The organism is Alphaproteobacteria bacterium PA2 (assembly GCA_002256425.1).
Classification (GTDB): domain Bacteria; phylum Pseudomonadota; class Alphaproteobacteria; order Caulobacterales; family Caulobacteraceae; genus Phenylobacterium.
This window is the reverse complement of sequence record NKIZ01000001.1, coordinates 355,039-370,278: the sequence shown is the minus strand read 5'-3', so window position 1 is coordinate 370,278 and position 15,240 is coordinate 355,039. Positions and strand designations below refer to the sequence as shown.

Annotated in this window: 16 protein-coding genes; 4 read left to right on the top strand and 12 right to left on the bottom strand. The window is 64.8% G+C overall.

Translation table 11 applies throughout. The features are described 5' to 3' along the window. Positions 1 to 2: 2 nt before the first annotated feature. The gene (gene rarD, locus CFE28_01815) at positions 3 to 908 is read left to right on the top strand and encodes a protein RarD (protein ID OYU68839.1); all 906 of its coding nucleotides are present in this window, start codon (positions 3 to 5) and stop codon (positions 906 to 908) included. Positions 909 to 974: 66 nt separating this feature from the next. Here the strand turns inward: rarD and CFE28_01810 are convergent, their stop codons facing one another. Together CFE28_01810 and CFE28_01805 are read right to left on the bottom strand one after the other, a co-directional pair. Then, positions 975 to 2,366, bottom strand: a complete 1,392-nt coding sequence (locus tag CFE28_01810) for an adenosylhomocysteinase (protein ID OYU68838.1) — start codon at positions 2,364 to 2,366, stop codon at positions 975 to 977. Positions 2,367 to 2,443: 77 nt separating this feature from the next. Continuing rightward, positions 2,444 to 3,952 carry a hypothetical protein gene (locus tag CFE28_01805; GenBank protein ID OYU68837.1) on the bottom strand — a complete coding sequence of 503 codons (1,509 nt, stop codon included), beginning with the start codon at positions 3,950 to 3,952 and terminating at the stop codon, positions 2,444 to 2,446. A 107-nt stretch (positions 3,953 to 4,059) separates the two neighbouring features. On the opposite strand from CFE28_01805, the gene CFE28_01800 reads away from it, so the two are divergent. After that, entirely contained in the window at positions 4,060 to 4,986 is a 927-nt protein-coding gene (locus CFE28_01800) for a multidrug ABC transporter ATP-binding protein (protein ID OYU68836.1), read from the top strand. Next, a complete protein-coding gene (locus tag CFE28_01795) occupies positions 4,983 to 5,744 on the top strand; it encodes a sugar ABC transporter permease (protein ID OYU68835.1) in 762 nt (253 codons plus the stop codon). The genes CFE28_01800 and CFE28_01795 overlap by 4 nt, the downstream gene beginning before the upstream one ends. A 5-nt stretch (positions 5,745 to 5,749) precedes the next feature. Here the strand turns inward: CFE28_01795 and CFE28_01790 are convergent, their stop codons facing one another. From CFE28_01790 to CFE28_01770, 5 genes are read right to left on the bottom strand one after another with little or no spacing between them, the layout of a single operon-like run. Then, positions 5,750 to 6,022, bottom strand: coding sequence for an HPr family phosphocarrier protein (locus CFE28_01790; GenBank protein ID OYU68834.1), 273 nt, complete (start codon positions 6,020 to 6,022; stop codon positions 5,750 to 5,752). After that, positions 6,019 to 6,423, bottom strand: coding sequence for a PTS fructose transporter subunit IIA (locus CFE28_01785; GenBank protein ID OYU68833.1), 405 nt, complete (start codon positions 6,421 to 6,423; stop codon positions 6,019 to 6,021). The genes CFE28_01790 and CFE28_01785 overlap by 4 nt, the downstream gene beginning before the upstream one ends. Before the next feature lie 10 nt (positions 6,424 to 6,433). Beyond that, positions 6,434 to 6,928 carry a serine kinase gene (locus CFE28_01780; protein OYU71507.1) on the bottom strand — a complete coding sequence of 165 codons (495 nt, stop codon included), beginning with the start codon at positions 6,926 to 6,928 and terminating at the stop codon, positions 6,434 to 6,436. A gap of 4 nt (positions 6,929 to 6,932) precedes the next feature. After that, positions 6,933 to 8,534, bottom strand: coding sequence for a histidine kinase (locus CFE28_01775; GenBank protein ID OYU68832.1), 1,602 nt, complete (start codon positions 8,532 to 8,534; stop codon positions 6,933 to 6,935). Beyond that, positions 8,503 to 9,210, bottom strand: a complete 708-nt coding sequence (locus CFE28_01770; protein ID OYU68831.1) for a DNA-binding response regulator — start codon at positions 9,208 to 9,210, stop codon at positions 8,503 to 8,505. The genes CFE28_01775 and CFE28_01770 overlap by 32 nt, the downstream gene beginning before the upstream one ends. A 194-nt stretch (positions 9,211 to 9,404) precedes the next feature. Here CFE28_01770 and CFE28_01765 point away from each other — a divergent pair, with 194 nt between their 5' ends. After that, positions 9,405 to 11,123, top strand: a complete 1,719-nt coding sequence (locus CFE28_01765) for a hypothetical protein (protein OYU68830.1) — start codon at positions 9,405 to 9,407, stop codon at positions 11,121 to 11,123. Here the strand turns inward: CFE28_01765 and CFE28_01760 are convergent. The 5 genes from CFE28_01760 to rdgB form a co-directional block, all read right to left on the bottom strand. Beyond that, positions 11,120 to 12,067: a glutathione synthase gene (locus CFE28_01760; protein ID OYU68829.1), complete on the bottom strand. Its 948-nt coding sequence runs from the start codon at positions 12,065 to 12,067 to the stop codon at positions 11,120 to 11,122. The genes CFE28_01765 and CFE28_01760 overlap by 4 nt on opposite strands. Positions 12,068 to 12,136: 69 nt before the next feature. After that, the gene (locus CFE28_01755) at positions 12,137 to 12,511 is read right to left on the bottom strand and encodes a hypothetical protein (GenBank protein OYU68828.1); all 375 of its coding nucleotides are present in this window, start codon (positions 12,509 to 12,511) and stop codon (positions 12,137 to 12,139) included. After that, a complete protein-coding gene (rsmI, locus tag CFE28_01750) occupies positions 12,508 to 13,380 on the bottom strand; it encodes a 16S rRNA (cytidine(1402)-2'-O)-methyltransferase (protein ID OYU68827.1) in 873 nt (290 codons plus the stop codon). The genes CFE28_01755 and rsmI overlap by 4 nt, the downstream gene beginning before the upstream one ends. A 27-nt stretch (positions 13,381 to 13,407) precedes the next feature. After that, entirely contained in the window at positions 13,408 to 14,556 is a 1,149-nt protein-coding gene (locus CFE28_01745) for a coproporphyrinogen III oxidase (protein OYU68826.1), read from the bottom strand. After that, positions 14,553 to 15,152 (bottom strand): non-canonical purine NTP pyrophosphatase, RdgB/HAM1 family, encoded by a 600-nt coding sequence (gene rdgB / locus CFE28_01740; protein ID OYU68825.1) that lies wholly within the window; start codon positions 15,150 to 15,152, stop codon positions 14,553 to 14,555. Before rdgB ends, CFE28_01745 begins: the two co-directional genes overlap by 4 nt. Between the last annotated feature and the right edge of the window lie 88 nt (positions 15,153 to 15,240).

Below are 15,240 nucleotides of genomic sequence, written 5' to 3'. Positions count from 1 at the left end.
GGATGACCAGGCCTGCAACACCGCTTGTCGCCGGGGTCCTCTGTTATCTGATCTGGGGCTTCGTGCCCCTGGTCTTCCAGGCCATGGGCCGGCTGGGCATGGGGTCCTGGGAGATCCTGGCCCATCGCTCCCTCTGGGGGGCGCCGACCGCCCTGCTGTTTGTCCTCATGGCCGGACAGGGGCCCCAGGCCCTGGCGGTGTTCCGCAATCCCCGCCTGCTGGCTGGCCTCTTCCTGTCGGCCATGCTGATCGGTTCAAACTGGGCCCTCTATGTCTGGGCGGTGAATTCCGGCCGGGTGCTGGAGACCAGCCTTGGCTATTACCTGACGCCCCTGCTGAACATGGCGGCAGGGGTGGTGTTCTTCCGCGAGCGCCTGGACAGGGTGTCGACAGCCGCCATGGTGCTGGCGGCCATAGGGGTGGCGGTGCAGGGCATTGCTGTGGGCCACCTGCCCTGGGTCTCGCTGATCCTGGCCGTATCCTTCGGCGCCTATGGCATTGTCCGCAAGCAGATCGCCGCCGACGCCCAGACCGGTCTCTTCATCGAGTGTCTGATCCTGGCCGTTCCCGGATTGATCTACGCCCTGTGGCTGCCAACGACCGGCGGCGCCCACTTCGGCCTGAACACGGTCAGCACCCTCTGGCTGCTGGCGGCGGGACCGATCACCGCGATCCCCCTGGTCCTCTTCTCCTGGGCGGCGCGGCGCATTCCCCTGTCGACCATCGGCTTCCTGCAGTTCATTGGTCCGACCATTGGCTTCGCCATCGGCGTGGCGGAGGGCGAGGCCTTTACGCCCCTACGCGCCCTGTCCTTCGTCTTCATCTGGGGCGGGGCGTCAGTCTATGCCGTGGGCGCCTGGCTGCGCATGCGGCGAGTGTCAGCGGCCATGGATGCCGTGGAAACCTGACCCTGCAGGCAAGAAAAAGGGGGCGCATGGGCTGCGCCCCCTTCACCGCTGGAGAGGCGGGTAATCCTAGTAGCGATAGTGATCCGGCTTGAACGGACCGGCTTCCGGCACGCCGATATAGTCGGCCTGGTCCTTGGACAGCTGGGTCAGCTTGGCGCCCAGCTTGGCCAGGTGAAGCATGGCGACCTTTTCATCGAGATGCTTGGGCAGGGTGTAGACCTTGGTCTCGTAGCTGGCGCCGTTGGTCCACAGCTCCATCTGGGCGAGGGTCTGGTTGGTGAAGGAGGCGCTCATCACGAAGCTGGGGTGACCCGTGGCGTTGCCCAGGTTCACCAGACGGCCTTCGGACAGCAGGATGATCTTCTTGCCATCCGGGAATTCCACGTGGTGGACCTGATCCTTGATCTTGTCCCACTTGAAGTTCTTCAGGCCGGCCACCTGAATCTCGCTGTCGAAGTGACCGATATTGGCGACGATGGCGTTGTTCTTCATGGCCCGCATGTGGTCCACGGTCAGAACGTCCTTGTTGCCGGTGGCGGTGACAAAGATGTCGCCCTTGTCGGCCACGTCTTCCATGGTCTGGACTTCATAGCCTTCCATGGCTGCCTGCAGGGCGCAGATCGGGTCGACTTCGGTGACGATGACCCGGGCGCCGCCATTGCGCAGGCTGGCGGCGGAACCCTTGCCCACATCGCCATAGCCCAGGACCACGGCGACCTTGCCCGAGAGCATGACGTCGGTGCCGCGACGGATGGCGTCCACCAGGCTCTCGCGGCAACCATAGAGGTTGTCGAACTTGGACTTGGTCACGCTGTCATTGACGTTGATGGCGGGGAAGGGCAGCTCGCCGCGCTCTGCCATCTGGTAGAGGCGGTGCACGCCCGTGGTGGTTTCTTCCGACACGCCCTTACAGGCGTCGCGGATGCCAGAGTAGAAGCCGGGCTTTTCGGCAAGGTAACGCTTCATCACCTTGAAGAGGGCTTCTTCTTCCTCGTTCTGCGGGTTGGACAGGACCGACGGGTCCTTCTCGGCCTTGGGGCCCAGGACGCAGAGCAGGGTGGCGTCACCGCCGTCATCGAGGATCAGGTTGGGGTAGCCGCCGTCCGACCATTCGAAGATCCGGTGGGCGTAGTCCCAGTATTCTTCCAGGGTTTCGCCCTTGATGGCGAAGACAGGGGTGCCGTTGGCGGCGATGGCCGCTGCGGCGTGGTCCTGGGTCGAGAAGATATTGCAGGAGGCCCAGCGCACGTCAGCGCCCAGGGCTTCCAGGGTCTGGATCAGCACCGCCGTCTGGATGGTCATGTGCAGGGAGCCGGCGATCCGGGCGCCCTTCAGCGGCTGAGCCTTGCCGAACTCAGCGCGCACAGCCATCAGGCCGGGCATTTCGGTCTCGGCAATGGCGATCTCCTTGTTGCCGAAATCGGCCAGGGAGATGTCTTTCACCACATAGTCGGTCATTTGGGGGCGTCCTGTCACAATCTGCGGGCCCTATACCCGCAAGATCGGACTCTCGCAAGAAACATATAAAGAAGTCTTTATGTCGCCCACGGCGGAGCTTGATCGAGGAGGCGCCTGAGCTTGCGATTTGTCGTCGCCAGCCCTGCCTCCAGGGCCGTTGTCCGGGCAGCTATCCCTTGAAGGGCGAGAGTCTCGCCATCACCCAGATTGAGGCCCTGAACCAGAGGGACGGCCGCCGCAGCGTCATTGAGATCACCGAGGTCGGTCTGGATCGCTCGCAGCGTTGTCAGATAACGGGTCGCATGTCCTGATGCGAACAACGGGATGAAGGCTTCCAGGACATAGCGCAGCCGCTTGGCCTTCAGCCGGACAAGATGGCGGGCTTCGGGATCAAGAGCTCGCAGATCCTTCGCATGTCGAGCCAGACGCTTGAGGCTCTGATTCAGGACCCGGCGCGCGAAGGGCCTCAGCCTTTGCTTCAGGGCGCCTGCAGCCTGATCTGACCTTCCCTGCCAGGCATCGGTCTCGACCCAGGCGGCGAGATCCAGCAGGAGTTGCCGAAGCCGTCCCGAGGCAAGTGCGGCGCGGGTCCTGGCATGGGCTGAGGCGCTTGCAGCCTTCACCGCCTGGGCAAGAGGGCCGGACGGATCCGACTGCAGGTAGGTCTCGGCGAAGACATCAAGGTTGCGCGCTTCGGCGCTGACCTGAAGCAGCCAGTTCAGATGTTTGCGCACAGCGCTGGCGGCGGTCTCGTCCTGGAGCGGGCTGAAGGTCGCCAGATAACTCTTCAATCGCCGGGTGGACACCCTGAGGGAATGCAGCGCCCTGCCATGGCCGGATTCGCTGTAGGCTTCGGCATGCAGGGTCAGGTCGACAAAGGCCCGGCGGGCCAGAACCTGGAAGGCTTCGCCGGGGGATGTATCCCGGGTCAGGGCCAGATCTGTGTCCCGGGAAAATGAAGGCGCCTGCTGCACGAGCATCTGACCCTGGGAAGCCTTGCCCAGGAAGGACAGTCTCAGCGGCGCTACCCGCGACAGCTCCCTGGCCAGGTCAAAGAGGGCGGCGCTGGAGCCGGACTTGAGCTCCAGCTCGACTTCACAGATCGCCCGTCGCTGATCACCCCTTCGCGCCTCGCCTTCGTCCAGGGCCAGTTCGATCTGCGCGCCCTTATAGTCGAAAGTCCTCTGACGACGGCTGATGGTGACGGTGAAGGCTTCGGCCAGGGCCTTGCGCAAGGGCGCCTTCAATACGGCCCTCAGCTTGGGGTGGCCCAGGTCCAGACCCTGTGGCGCCGGCCATTCCAGCTCCTGGCGGGTCAGCCCCTGGCCGGCCTTGAAGGTCTGGACAACAGCGCCGCCAGCGCTTTCCCGGAGGCGGAGCGACATGTGGCGTCCACTCAGGGCGCCATCCGGGGTGTCGAAATAGGTTGAGACCAGGTCACGGGTCTGCAGGCCCTCGCCAGGGGCGGCCGCCAGCACGGCGTCCAGATCCCGCGCCTCGCAGCGAAACTTGAGTTCGACTTCCCGACCGGTCAGCGACGCCCCCTGACGCTCACGCTTCTGCAGACAGTTCAGGCCTCGGAACAAGGCTGTCAGACCCTAGCCCATGAGGCGCCATCACCCTAGGGCGATGATGTCGCGCTGGCGTCGGGGGCCGGGGCGCGGCATTCTGAGCGTCAGCCCCGAGGACGACCGTGACGCCCATCATTGAAGTAACTGACCTCAACAAGACCTATGCCAGCGGATTTTCCGCCCTGAAATCGGTCAATCTCACCATCCGCAAGGGTGAGATCTTCGCCCTGCTCGGTCCGAACGGGGCGGGCAAGACCACCCTGATCAGCATCATCTGCGGCATCGTCAATCCGACGTCGGGAAAGATCCTGGCCGATGGCTGCGACATCATCGCAGACTATCGCGCCGCCCGCCGCCGGATCGGCCTGGTGCCCCAGGAACTGCACACCGACGCCTTCGAAAGCGTCTGGGATACGGTGAAATTCTCCCGCGGCCTGTTCGGCAAGGCGCCGGATCCAGCCTATCTGCAGAAGGTGCTGGAGGACCTCAGCCTCTGGGACAAGCGGTCGGAAAAGATCATGAACCTTTCCGGCGGCATGAAGCGCCGGGTGATGATCGCCAAGGCCCTCTCCCATGAGCCCGCCATCCTCTTTCTCGACGAGCCGACGGCGGGGGTCGACGTCGAGCTGCGCCGGGATATGTGGGCCATGGTCAGGCGCCTTCGCGACAGCGGTGTCACCATCATATTGACCACCCACTATATCGAGGAGGCCGAGGAAATGGCCGACCGGATCGGGGTGATTTCCCGCGGCGAGATCATACTGGTGGAGGACAAGGCCGCCCTCATGTCCAAGCTGGGCAAGAAGCAGCTGATCCTGTCCCTGGTTACGCCGCTCAGCGAAACGCCGGTCGGCCTTGCCGGAGAATCCCTCGAACTGTCGGCGGACGGGACCGAGCTTGTCTTCACCTTTGACGGCCAGTCCGATCAGAAGAACATTGCGGCCCTGCTGAGGCGGTTGAATGACCAGGGCATTGAGTTTCGCGACCTGAAGACCCAGGAGAGCTCCCTGGAAGATATCTTTGTCAGCCTGGTGAGGGCCGCAGCATGAACCTCTATGCCATTCGGGCCATCTACCACTTCGAGCTCGCCCGGACATGGCGGACCCTGATCCAGTCCATCGCCTCTCCGGTGATCTCGACCTCGCTCTATTTCATCGTGTTCGGCGCTGCCATTGGCGCCCGCATGGCCAGGATCGACGGGGTCTCCTACGGAGCCTTCATCGTGCCGGGGCTGATCATGCTGTCCATACTGACCGAGAGCATTTCCAACGCCAGTTTCGGCATCTACATGCCCAAATACGCCGGCACGATCTACGAGGTGCTGTCAGCGCCGATCTCGGCCCTGGAAATCGTCATCGGCTATGTGGGCGCGGCGGCGACCAAGTCGGTCATTCTGGGGCTGATCATCATGGTCACGGCCCGGCTTTTCGTGCCCTACCAGATCGCCCATCCCCTGGTCATGGCGAGCTTCCTGGTCCTGACCTCGGTCACATTCAGCCTGTTCGGCTTCGTGATCGGCGTCTGGGCTGACGGCTGGGAGAAACTGCAGATCATTCCCATGATGATTGTCACCCCACTGACCTTCCTGGGCGGCAGCTTCTATTCGATCAACATGCTGCCGGGGATCTGGGCGAAGATCGCCCTGTTCAACCCCGTGGTCTATCTGGTGTCGGGGTTCCGCTGGTCGTTCTACGGAATTTCGGATGTACCGGTGGGCCTGAGTCTGGCGGCCACTTTCGGCTTCATGATCGCTTGCCTGATCGCCATCACGGTGATCTTCCGGACCGGCTACAAGCTGAAGGCCTAGAGCGGCTATTCGCCTTCGTCGAAGCGACCGTCCACCAAGGCCTTGAGAGCTTCCACGGCGGCCTCGGCCTCCGGGCCTTCAGCGGAAATGTCTATGCAGCAGCCGACGCCGGCCGCCAGCATCATCAGGCCCATGATCGAGCGGGCGTCGACACTCTGGCCGTCCTTCGACACCGTGACTTCCGCCTCAAAGGTGGAGGCCAGCTTGACGAACTTCGCCGAGGCGCGGGCATGAAGGCCGCGCTTGTTGATGATGTCGACGGTGGCCCTCGCCGTCATTTGTCCCCTGCCAGAACATAGGACGCCACCGAAATATACTTCCGGCCGGCCTCCTGGGCCTGGGCGACGCAGTCTTCAAGACAGAGCTTGGTGCGCAGGCTGGCCAGCTTGATCAGCATGGGCAGGTTCAGTCCGGCGATCACCTCGGCCCGGGTCTGTTCCATGACGGAAATGGCGAGGTTGGAAGGCGTGCCGCCGAACATGTCGGTCAGGAGTATGACTCCGGAACCTGTGTTCACCCGCTCACAGGCCGTCAGTATGTCCTGACGGCGCTTTTCCATGTCGTCGTCGGGACCAATACAGATGGCCGATACCGCTGACTGCGGGCCGACCACATGCTCCATGGCGAAGACAAACTCCTCGGCCAGTCGCCCGTGCGTCACGATCACGAGGCCGATCATTGAAACTCTCTCAACGGGAATCCCCACCCGACCGGAGCGAGGCGCTGCTCGCAAGGCCGTCTAGATACGCGCCTTCCGCGCCGCGTCCAAGATGCCAGAGGGCATGACTTAGCTTTGAAACCGCAGAAACTTCCAGCAGGGATAGCGTAAGGCGCGGAATCCGCAATCCCAGATAGGACGCATGGTCCGGATCGGGCCAGCGCTCGCTGACCCCGTCACGGACTTCAAGGACGATCCGGCAGGCGGGAAGGAACCTTTGGCCTGCAAAAACTCCCTGGCCGCGGACCTCGATCCTGCCGCTGAGGGGGTCCGGCGCCCGCCCGAACAGGACCCCGCCGGACGTCCAGACAAGGGTCCGGTCATCAGCGACAAGCCGGTATCCGTCGGCCAGGAGACGCAGGGCCAGATCGCTCTTGCCCGAGCCCGAGGGCCCCGTGATCAGGACGCCCTGCCACAGCCCCTCCTGTCGAAGGGCCATCAGGCCGGCATGGAGAACCTGGTCCATGGAATCAGCGCCGGGCCAGGGGCAGGCGGACGGTGAACCGGGCGCCGCAGATCTCCCCGATCGCATCCTGGCGGTTTGAGGCTGTCAGAACCCCGCCCTGGGACTCGACAATCTGACGGGCGATGGAGAGTCCCAGACCCGAATTGCCGCCAAAGGCCGAGCCCTTGGGCCTTGATGTGTAGAACCGCTGGAAAATGGTCTCCAGATTGTCGGGGGGAATGCCGGGGCCCTCGTCATCCACCGTGACCACAGCCTCGCCGCGAAGGGACTCAAGGGCGATGCGCACCCCCCCGCCGGGGGGACTGAAGGACTTGGCGTTGTCGATCAGATTGCGGAAGACCTGCCCAAGGGAGCCTTCAGCCCCCGAGACCGTGACGGCTTCCAGTCCGTCGGGAATGGTTACAGTGGGCCGCGCCTCGCCGGCCCGCTGGGAGTCCTGATAGGCCTGGACAATGTCAGCGAGCAGGCGGCCAAGATCGATGGATCGGGCGTCCTCCCTGGAAAGTTCCGCGTCAAGCCGCGAGGCGTTGGAAATGTCGGTGACCAGCCGGTCCAGCCTCTGGACGTCCTGTTTGATGATACCCAGCAACTTGTCCCGTGGCGGCCCGTCGCGGACCAGGTCCAGGGTTTCCACCGCCGAACGCATGGAGGTCAGGGGGTTCTTGATCTCATGGGCCACGTCGGCGGCGAACCGCTCAATGGCGTCCATACGCTCGGACTGGGCGTCCGTCATGGCCTCCAGCGCCCTTGTCAGATCGCCAAGTTCGTCATCCCGCCGGGCGATGTCCGGCAGGGATATGGACCGGGCCCGGGACAGCCTCACCGTATCGGCCGCCCGGGACAGGCGCCGCACCGGACGGGCTATGAGCGTGTTCAGCATGAAGGACGAGGCCGCCGTCACGACAATGGAGAGCAGGATGAAGGGGATCAGGGCCGCCCTCTGACGGGCGATGATCTGGTCCACGTCATTGGCCTCAAGGGTCAGGACGCCGAGTATGGCCTGGACGTGCTGGATGGGCATGGAGACAGACACCACCAGCCGGCCATCCTCGGCGCGACGGGTGTCGGAGACATGGCGTCCGGTCAGGGCCCGGGCGACTTCATCCTTGAGGGACTGGGCCACCTGGTCGGCGGCGCGGCCGCCCTGGGGGGATGCCTTTTCGGGACCGGCGCCGGGTCTCGCCGCATCCCTGGGCTTGGCGGGGGGAAGGACCTTTGACTCCACCCGATCGACGACCCAGTCGCTGTCTGCGATCAACCGGCCATCCCGGTCAAAGAGCCTGGCCCTCTGCGTCTTGGGATTGGACAGCAATTGCAGGATCTGGCTGGCATAGCCGGCGTCCATGGCCGGCTCGGGCTCGCCCACGGTCGCGGCCTGATCGATGATGGTGGTGATCAGCTCGCCCTGGGTGGTCAGGCTGTCCATCCGGGCGTTGACCAGCCCCTGGCGCAGTTCGTTCAGCACCAGGGCGCCGCCAATCACAGTGGCCAGACCTAGGGTGTTGAGCACGATGATGAGCCGCCCCAGGCGCGAGCCTGGAAGCCAGTTCAGCCATCCGAAGCCATCGCCTCGATCAGGATTCGCGGTATCGATATCCGACGCCATAGAGGGTTTCGATCGCGTCGAACTCGGGAGCCACTTCCCGGAACTTCTTGCGCATCCGCTTAATGTGGCTGTCGATGGTGCGGTCGTCCACATAGACTTGGTCGTCGTAAGCGGCGTCCATCAGGTTATCCCGGCTTTTCACAAAGCCCGGCCGCTGGGCCAGGGACTGGAGCAGCAGGAACTCGGTCACGGTCAGCTTGACCGGCTTGCCCTCCCACAGACAGTCATGGCGGGCCGGATCCAGGGTCAGCTTGCCCCGCTGAAGTGCGCGGGAGGCGGGGTCGCCTGTGGGCGGCGGAGCTTCCTCGCCATCAGCGCCGGCGCGCCGCAACAGCGCCTTTACCCGCTCGATCAGCAGACGCTGGCTGAAGGGCTTGTGCATGTAGTCGTCGGCGCCGAGGTTGAAGCCCAGGATCTCGTCGATTTCCTCGTCCTTGGACGTCAGGATGATGACCGGCATGTCCGAGGTGCGGCGCAGGCGGCGAAGGACTTCCATGCCGTCCATGCGGGGCATCTTCACGTCCAGAATCGCCAGGTCCGCGGGGTCGTTCTCCAGGGCCGCAAGGCCGCTGGCGCCATCGTGATAGGCCTTGACCACATGACCGTGGCTCTCAAGGGCGAGACTGACGGAGGTCACGATGTTCTCGTCGTCGTCCACTAGCGTGATCTTGGCCATGGTCTTTCGTCAGTTCCTCAAACGGGCCGCGCTTCCTGGCGGGGCGCATCATACCTGCAGACTAGTCAGCCTACACCATGGCCTCAATGGGGCGCGATAAGGGCGAGGTCCAGCCCCCTTCAGCCACTCCGGAAAACAAGATCAATCAGACTTTAAGCTTGTTCGCCCACAGTTGGCGTCAACTGGGGTGCTTAATGTCCGCGTCGGCGCAAATCCATTACGAGCTTTCTGTGCGGAAAACCCGCGCGGACGGCTGGTCGCTTGAGTTGGCGACAGAGGACCGGGGACTGGCCATAGCCACCGCCGAAGCCATGATGGCCGAACACAAGGCCATTGGCGTCAAGGTCGCCAAGGAGACCCTCGATGCCGAGACGCGGGAATTCCAGACCGTAACCATCCTGACCCTCGGGGAGCAGGCGCCCGACAGGAAGAAAAAGGTCCGGGAGAATCACGAGCCCCTCTGTGTCGCGCCCCAGGACATCTATTCGGCCCACGCACGGGACAGGATCGGCCGCCTGCTCGAGGGCTGGTTGAGGACCAATGGCGTCACCCCCTTTGAACTCCTGCACAGATCTGACCTGGCGGAGGTTCTGGAGTCCTCCGGCACAGACCTGCAGCACGCCATCCAGAAGATTGCCGTTCCCGAGGCCCAGGCGAGGGGCGCCAGTGTCCATGAGCTGGTGCGCAGCTTTCAGAGTCTGGCAGACCGCAGCATCAAGCGCCTGACCAAGGATGCTCGGCAGAACGCATTTCCGGACCTGACAAAGGAATCCTTCGCCGACGCCGCCCAGCGGATTTGCCATGAACCCGAGCGTGCCTATCTGCTCGGCGGCGCTGTCGCCAACGCCATCGCTTCGGCCATGTCGCGATCGGAAAAGATCCAGCGGCTCCTGGAACTGGCCAACAGCGCCCCGGCTGCAGGCCCGCCCCGGGCCCTGGCCCTTTCGGTTCTGGAACAGCCGCTCTCGGAACAACTGGGCAGCAGGACCGGGCTGGACGACCTGTTGGGCTCCGGCCACGACCTTGGCGCCAGACTGGCCATCATGACCCGGCTGGCCTTTCACAGGAATGTCGAAGCCCTGATGAAGGTCGAGCCTTTGGTGGCCAAGGCCATGCCGCAGTTCAACGGGACCTGCTCGCGCCTGGCCATGTGGCTGGCCACGGAGGACTTCCAGGAGGTCCGGGTCGCCCTGGCAAAGAACGTCATGGCGGAACTGGTGGGGCCGCGCCGCCTGCGCCCGAGCGATCCGAAGGGCGAGATCGAGATCATTCGCGCCCTGGCCATGGCCCTGATGGCGGGCGCCGCAGACTCAATCCTGCCTGAGGACATCCAGGAGGCCTTTACCGTTCGCTCCAGAATGCTGGTCACAGCAGATTTCATCGAGAGCTATCTGGGCCGGTCCAGCTATGCCGCCGACGACGCCTTCGCCATGATCTATCTGGTCGAGAATGTCATCGGCGCAGCTAACAAGCGTCAGGCCGCGCGTTATCTGTCGGCCGGGATCGCCGGTCTGCGGTTTGAAAATGAATTCCGGTTCGGCATTGAGAGCCCCCCGGCACGCCTGCGCGCCCTGGCCAGGTTGCAGAAAAGCCTGGCCCGCTGCGGTCTGGCGCCTGAGGATTTCCAGCCCATTCAGGCCAAGGTCGCTGAAGTGGCGGCCCTGGTGGAGTCAGACACCAAGCTCATCCAGCAGCTGGGACGCGCCCAGAAGGCCCCGGTGCAGCGCCTGATCCTGCTGCTTGAAATGGCGATTGGCGAGGCTGCGCCCCTGGGCGCCGTTTCCGAGCGGGCGGCGGCCGAGGCGATGAAGCTGGCCCGTCAGGACGATGTGCGGTCCGAACTGTCCAGAAACCCGGACCATGCCGGCCAGGTGCGCGCCATGCTCCAGCAGCTCACCAGGGCGGCGGCCTAGGCCTGACGGCGCAGGGCTTCGATCCGGTCCCACATGATTTCAGTGGCGTCGACGCCGGTGAAGGCCTTCAGGGCCCGCGATCCGGTGGGCGAGGTCACGTTGATCTCGGTGAGATAGTCGCCGATCACGTCAATTCCCACGAACATCAGGCCGCGGCGCTTCAGTTCCGGCCCGATTATGCCGCAGAGTTCCCGGTCACGGGCGGTCAGTTCAACGGCGACGGCGCTGCCGCCGACGGCCAGGTTGGAGCGGATCTGGCCCGCCTTGGGTATGCGGTTGATGGCGCCGACAGGCTCGCCGTCCACCAGGAGAATGCGCTTGTCGCCCTTGACCACCGCCGGGATGAACTTCTGGGCGATGACGGGCTCGCGGCCGATCATGCGGTGAAGATCCAGCAGGGCGTCGAGATTGGGGTCGTCAGCCAGAAGCCGCGCCACCCCCGACCCGCCGCCGCCATAGAGGGGCTTGAGCACGATGTCGCCATGCCGTTCGCGGAAGTCGTAGATGGCTTCGATGTCCGAGGTCACCAGGGTCGGCGGCTGCACGCCGGGGAAGGTGGTGACGTAGAGCTTTTCCGGAGCGTTCCGCACTTCTGTCGGATTGTTCACCACCAGGGTCCCGGGGTGGATGGCGTCCAGGAAGTGGGTCGAGGTGATGTAGGCCATGTCGAAGGGCGGGTCCTGGCGCAGGAGCACCACGTCCATTTCCGAGAGGTCACGCACCTCCCAGGGACCGAATTTTGCGTGGTCCCCCTCCACGTCCTGCACCGTCACTGAACGTCCGCGGGCCAGCAGGCGGCCATCTTCCAGTGACATCTTCTCGGGGGTGTAGACAAACAGGCTGTGACCACGGGCCTGGGCGTTGAGCATCATCAGAAAGCTGGTGTCGCCAGCAATGCGGATGGTCTCCAGCGGGTCCATCTGGACGGCGACCTTCAGCGACATGGTTCAGCTCCCTGGCGGATTGAAGACTTGCAGATAGTGGGATGAGCGCCGCTAGGCCAGCCTTGATCGCTATCCGCCGCGCCAGGCGTCCTGGATGTGCCGGGGGAACCGGCCCGGGGACATGGCGATCAGGTCGAGGCGGACAGCCGCTTCAGCCAGTCGCGGTCGACTTGAGGCGATGGATCGGCCGGCCCGGCGCAGGCGCTCCCTCTGGTCATGTCCGACAGCTTCCAGGGCCGCCATGGGCGTGGTCCGGGACTTGACCTCGACCACCGCCAGAACCGGTCCCTTCAGCGCCAGTATGTCAATTTCAGCCTGGGGGGTCTTCAGGCGGAACCCCAGAATGCGATAGCCCTTGAGCATCAACCAGACCGCCGCCAGGACCTCGGCCTGTCGTCCCGCCTTGCGGCTGGCCGCACCCCGGACCCGACGGGCCTGGCTCACCGGTCTTCGGCCCTCAGGGCCATGACCCGGTTATAGAGCTCGCGCCGGGGTAGCCCGTAGGCCTTGCTGACCTCGGCGGCGGCGTCGGCGGGTCTCAGCCGCGCCAGGGCGTCGCGCAGGGCCTGGTCCACCTGATCCGATGTGGCCGCCTGAGCCACGCCGGGGCCTACCAGAATAACGAATTCACCCTTGGGATCTGCAAAGTCGGGATTGGCGGCAAGGGCGCCCAGAGGGGCGCGGACCACGGTCTCATAAAGCTTGGTCAGCTCCCGGGCGACGGCGGCGTCGCGATTGCCGAATACGGCGGCCATGTCCTGCAGGCTTGCCGAAACACGACTGGCGCCTTCGAAAAAGACCAGGGTCGCCGGGACATTGCCGAGGGACTCAAAAAAAGTCCTGCGGGCCGCACTCTTGGGCGGCGGAAAGCCGGCGAACATGAACATGTCTGTCGGAAGCCCGGCCACGGCCAGGGCCGCCAGGACCGCCGAGGCGCCGGGCGCTGGAAAGACGCTGGACCCTTGGGCGAGGGCGTCCCGCGCCAGCCGGAAGCCGGGATCCGACACCATGGGCGTGCCGGCGTCGGACACCAGGGCGACCCGGGCGCCATCGGCGAGCGCCCTCAGGATCTTCGGCGCGGCCCGTTCGGCGGCGTGCTCGTCATAGCGTTCCAGCTTCTTGGACAGGCCATAGGCGTTCATCAGCTTTGCCGTGACCCGGGTGTCTTCCGCCAGGACCATGTCGGCGCCGTTCAGTATGTCCAGGGCGCGCAGGGTGATGTCCCGCAGGTTCCCGATGGGCGTCGCGACAAGATAGAGGCCTGGCGCCAGTTCGGCATCGGAGAGGGGCGGGGGCGGTGGATGGCGCGACATGGTCTAGGCATCGCCGGTTCGCCGCCCTCACGCAAGGGCGAGACGACTTGTCAGCCAGTTGAGCACCAGCCGGCCGGCCGGGGTTGGTCTCAGGCGGTCGACGTCGGGCGCAAGCAGGCCGTCGGTCGTCAGGGCGATGACCTCCGGGTGATCTGAGGTCAGGCCAAGGGCGGCAAGTTCGCCATAGGAAACGCCTTCCCAGGTGCGAAGCCCGGATAGCAGTCTCTCCTCAGCCGCGGCGACCGGGCTGAGGGCCTCCTGCTCGGCCAGCCCAGTGCCGCCCGCAGCAACCTGACCGATATAGGCCCCGGGGGTCATGGCGGCGACGGTCGCCTGCCTGACCCCGTTTTGCGTGACACGGCCATGGGCGCCGGGACCGACCCCCAGATAGTCCTCCCCCCGCCAGTAGACGAGGTTGTGCCGGGACTGGTGGGCCGGCGACCTGGCATGGTTGGAGACCTCATAAGCCTCGAAACCGGCGCGGCCGAGAATCTCCTGGGTAACCTCATAGAGATCGGCGGCAAGGTCCTCCCCCGGCGGGATCATGCGCCCGCGACCGACGGCGCGGTCAAAGGCGGTCCCTGGTTCAATGGTCAGCTGGTAGGGCGAGACATGCTGGGCGCCCAGTTCCAGGGCGGCCTCCAGCTCGCGGGTCCAGGCTTCGACCGTCTGGCCAGGGCGGGCATAGATCAGGTCAATCGACAGGTGCGGGAAGATGGTTGCGGCGAGTCTGGCGGCGCGAAGACCCTCCAACGCCGAGTGGTCGCGCCCGAGCAGTTGCAGATCCTGGTCATCCAGCGCCTGCAGGCCCAGGGACAGGCGGTTGACGCCGGCCGCCGCAAAGGCCTCGAACCGGGCGGCTTCGGCGTCGGTCGGATTGGCCTCCAGGCTGACTTCAATGTCCGCAGCCCCTGGCCACAGGCTACGGCAGGTCTGCAGGATCTCGGCGACCCAGTCCGGCTCCATCAGGGAGGGGGTGCCGCCGCCGAAGAAGACGGAGACCAGTTCCCGATTTTCCAGACCGGCGGCCTGGGCTTCGAGGTCCCGGAGTATGGCGGTCTTCAGGGCCAGACCCTGATCTTCCCGGCCCCGGTGGCGATAGACGTTGAAGTCGCAATAGGGACAGATCCGGGCGCAGAAAGGCCAGTGGACGTAGACGCCGAGGGGCGGCCTCAAAGCACGGCTGCCCGCAGCTGGGCGAAGGCCAGGGCCCGATGACTCATGGCGTCCTTCATGAGGGGGTCCATTTCGCCGAAGGTTTCGGTCCTGCCTTTCGGCACGAAGATCGGATCATAGCCGAACCCGCGATCTCCCCTCGCCGGAAAGGTCAGGTCGCCATCAAGGCGTCCCTCGACCACCACCGCAGGACCGTCCGGCCAGGCCACGGCCAGGGCGCAGGTGAACCAGGCGCTGCGATCGCCGGTGTCCAGGGCGGCAAGCTCGGCCTCAATCCGCGCCATGGCGATGCCGAAGTCCTTGGTCTCGCCGGCCCAACGGGCTGAAAAGATTCCCGGAGCGCCGCCGAGCGCCGTCACGGACAGGCCGGAATCATCAGCCAGGGCCACCAGCCCGCTGGCCCGGGCCGCCGCCCGGGCCTTCAGCAGGGCGTTGCCTTCAAAGGTCGTCTCGGTTTCTTCAGGCTCTGCAAGGCCCAGCTGACCCGCTGTCACCAGCTCGAATCGGTTCTCGAGAATTTCGGCCAGTTCGCGCGCCTTGCCCGGATTATGGGTCGCGACAACGATGCGGGCGCCAGGCTGCAGGATCAGGGACATGTGGAGCTCCAGGTGTCGTGGGCCAATCTAATGGCTCGATTTGCATGCTGCATTGCAAAAATGTAATTTCATTGCGGAAGTTTAATAT

What these genes read in the sequence shown, in the direction of transcription:
- CFE28_01780 (OYU71507.1), bottom strand. Translation starts at nt 6,928, where the DNA reads ATGGACCAGGTTCTCCATGCCGGCCTGATGGCCCTTCGACAGGAGGGG.
- rsmI (OYU68827.1), bottom strand. Translation starts at nt 13,380, where the DNA reads ATGTCGCGCCATCCACCGCCCCCGCCCCTCTCCGATGCCGAACTGGCG.
- CFE28_01775 (OYU68832.1), bottom strand. Translation starts at nt 8,534, where the DNA reads ATGGCGTCGGATATCGATACCGCGAATCCTGATCGAGGCGATGGCTTC.
- rarD (OYU68839.1), top strand. Translation starts at nt 3, where the DNA reads ATGACCAGGCCTGCAACACCGCTTGTCGCCGGGGTCCTCTGTTATCTG.
- CFE28_01765 (OYU68830.1), top strand. Translation starts at nt 9,405, where the DNA reads ATGTCCGCGTCGGCGCAAATCCATTACGAGCTTTCTGTGCGGAAAACC.
- CFE28_01795 (OYU68835.1), top strand. Translation starts at nt 4,983, where the DNA reads ATGAACCTCTATGCCATTCGGGCCATCTACCACTTCGAGCTCGCCCGG.
- CFE28_01760 (OYU68829.1), bottom strand. Translation starts at nt 12,067, where the DNA reads ATGTCGCTGAAGGTCGCCGTCCAGATGGACCCGCTGGAGACCATCCGC.
- rdgB (OYU68825.1), bottom strand. Translation starts at nt 15,152, where the DNA reads ATGTCCCTGATCCTGCAGCCTGGCGCCCGCATCGTTGTCGCGACCCAT.
- CFE28_01810 (OYU68838.1), bottom strand. Translation starts at nt 2,366, where the DNA reads ATGACCGACTATGTGGTGAAAGACATCTCCCTGGCCGATTTCGGCAAC.
- CFE28_01790 (OYU68834.1), bottom strand. Translation starts at nt 6,022, where the DNA reads ATGACGGCGAGGGCCACCGTCGACATCATCAACAAGCGCGGCCTTCAT.
- CFE28_01785 (OYU68833.1), bottom strand. Translation starts at nt 6,423, where the DNA reads ATGATCGGCCTCGTGATCGTGACGCACGGGCGACTGGCCGAGGAGTTT.
- CFE28_01770 (OYU68831.1), bottom strand. Translation starts at nt 9,210, where the DNA reads ATGGCCAAGATCACGCTAGTGGACGACGACGAGAACATCGTGACCTCC.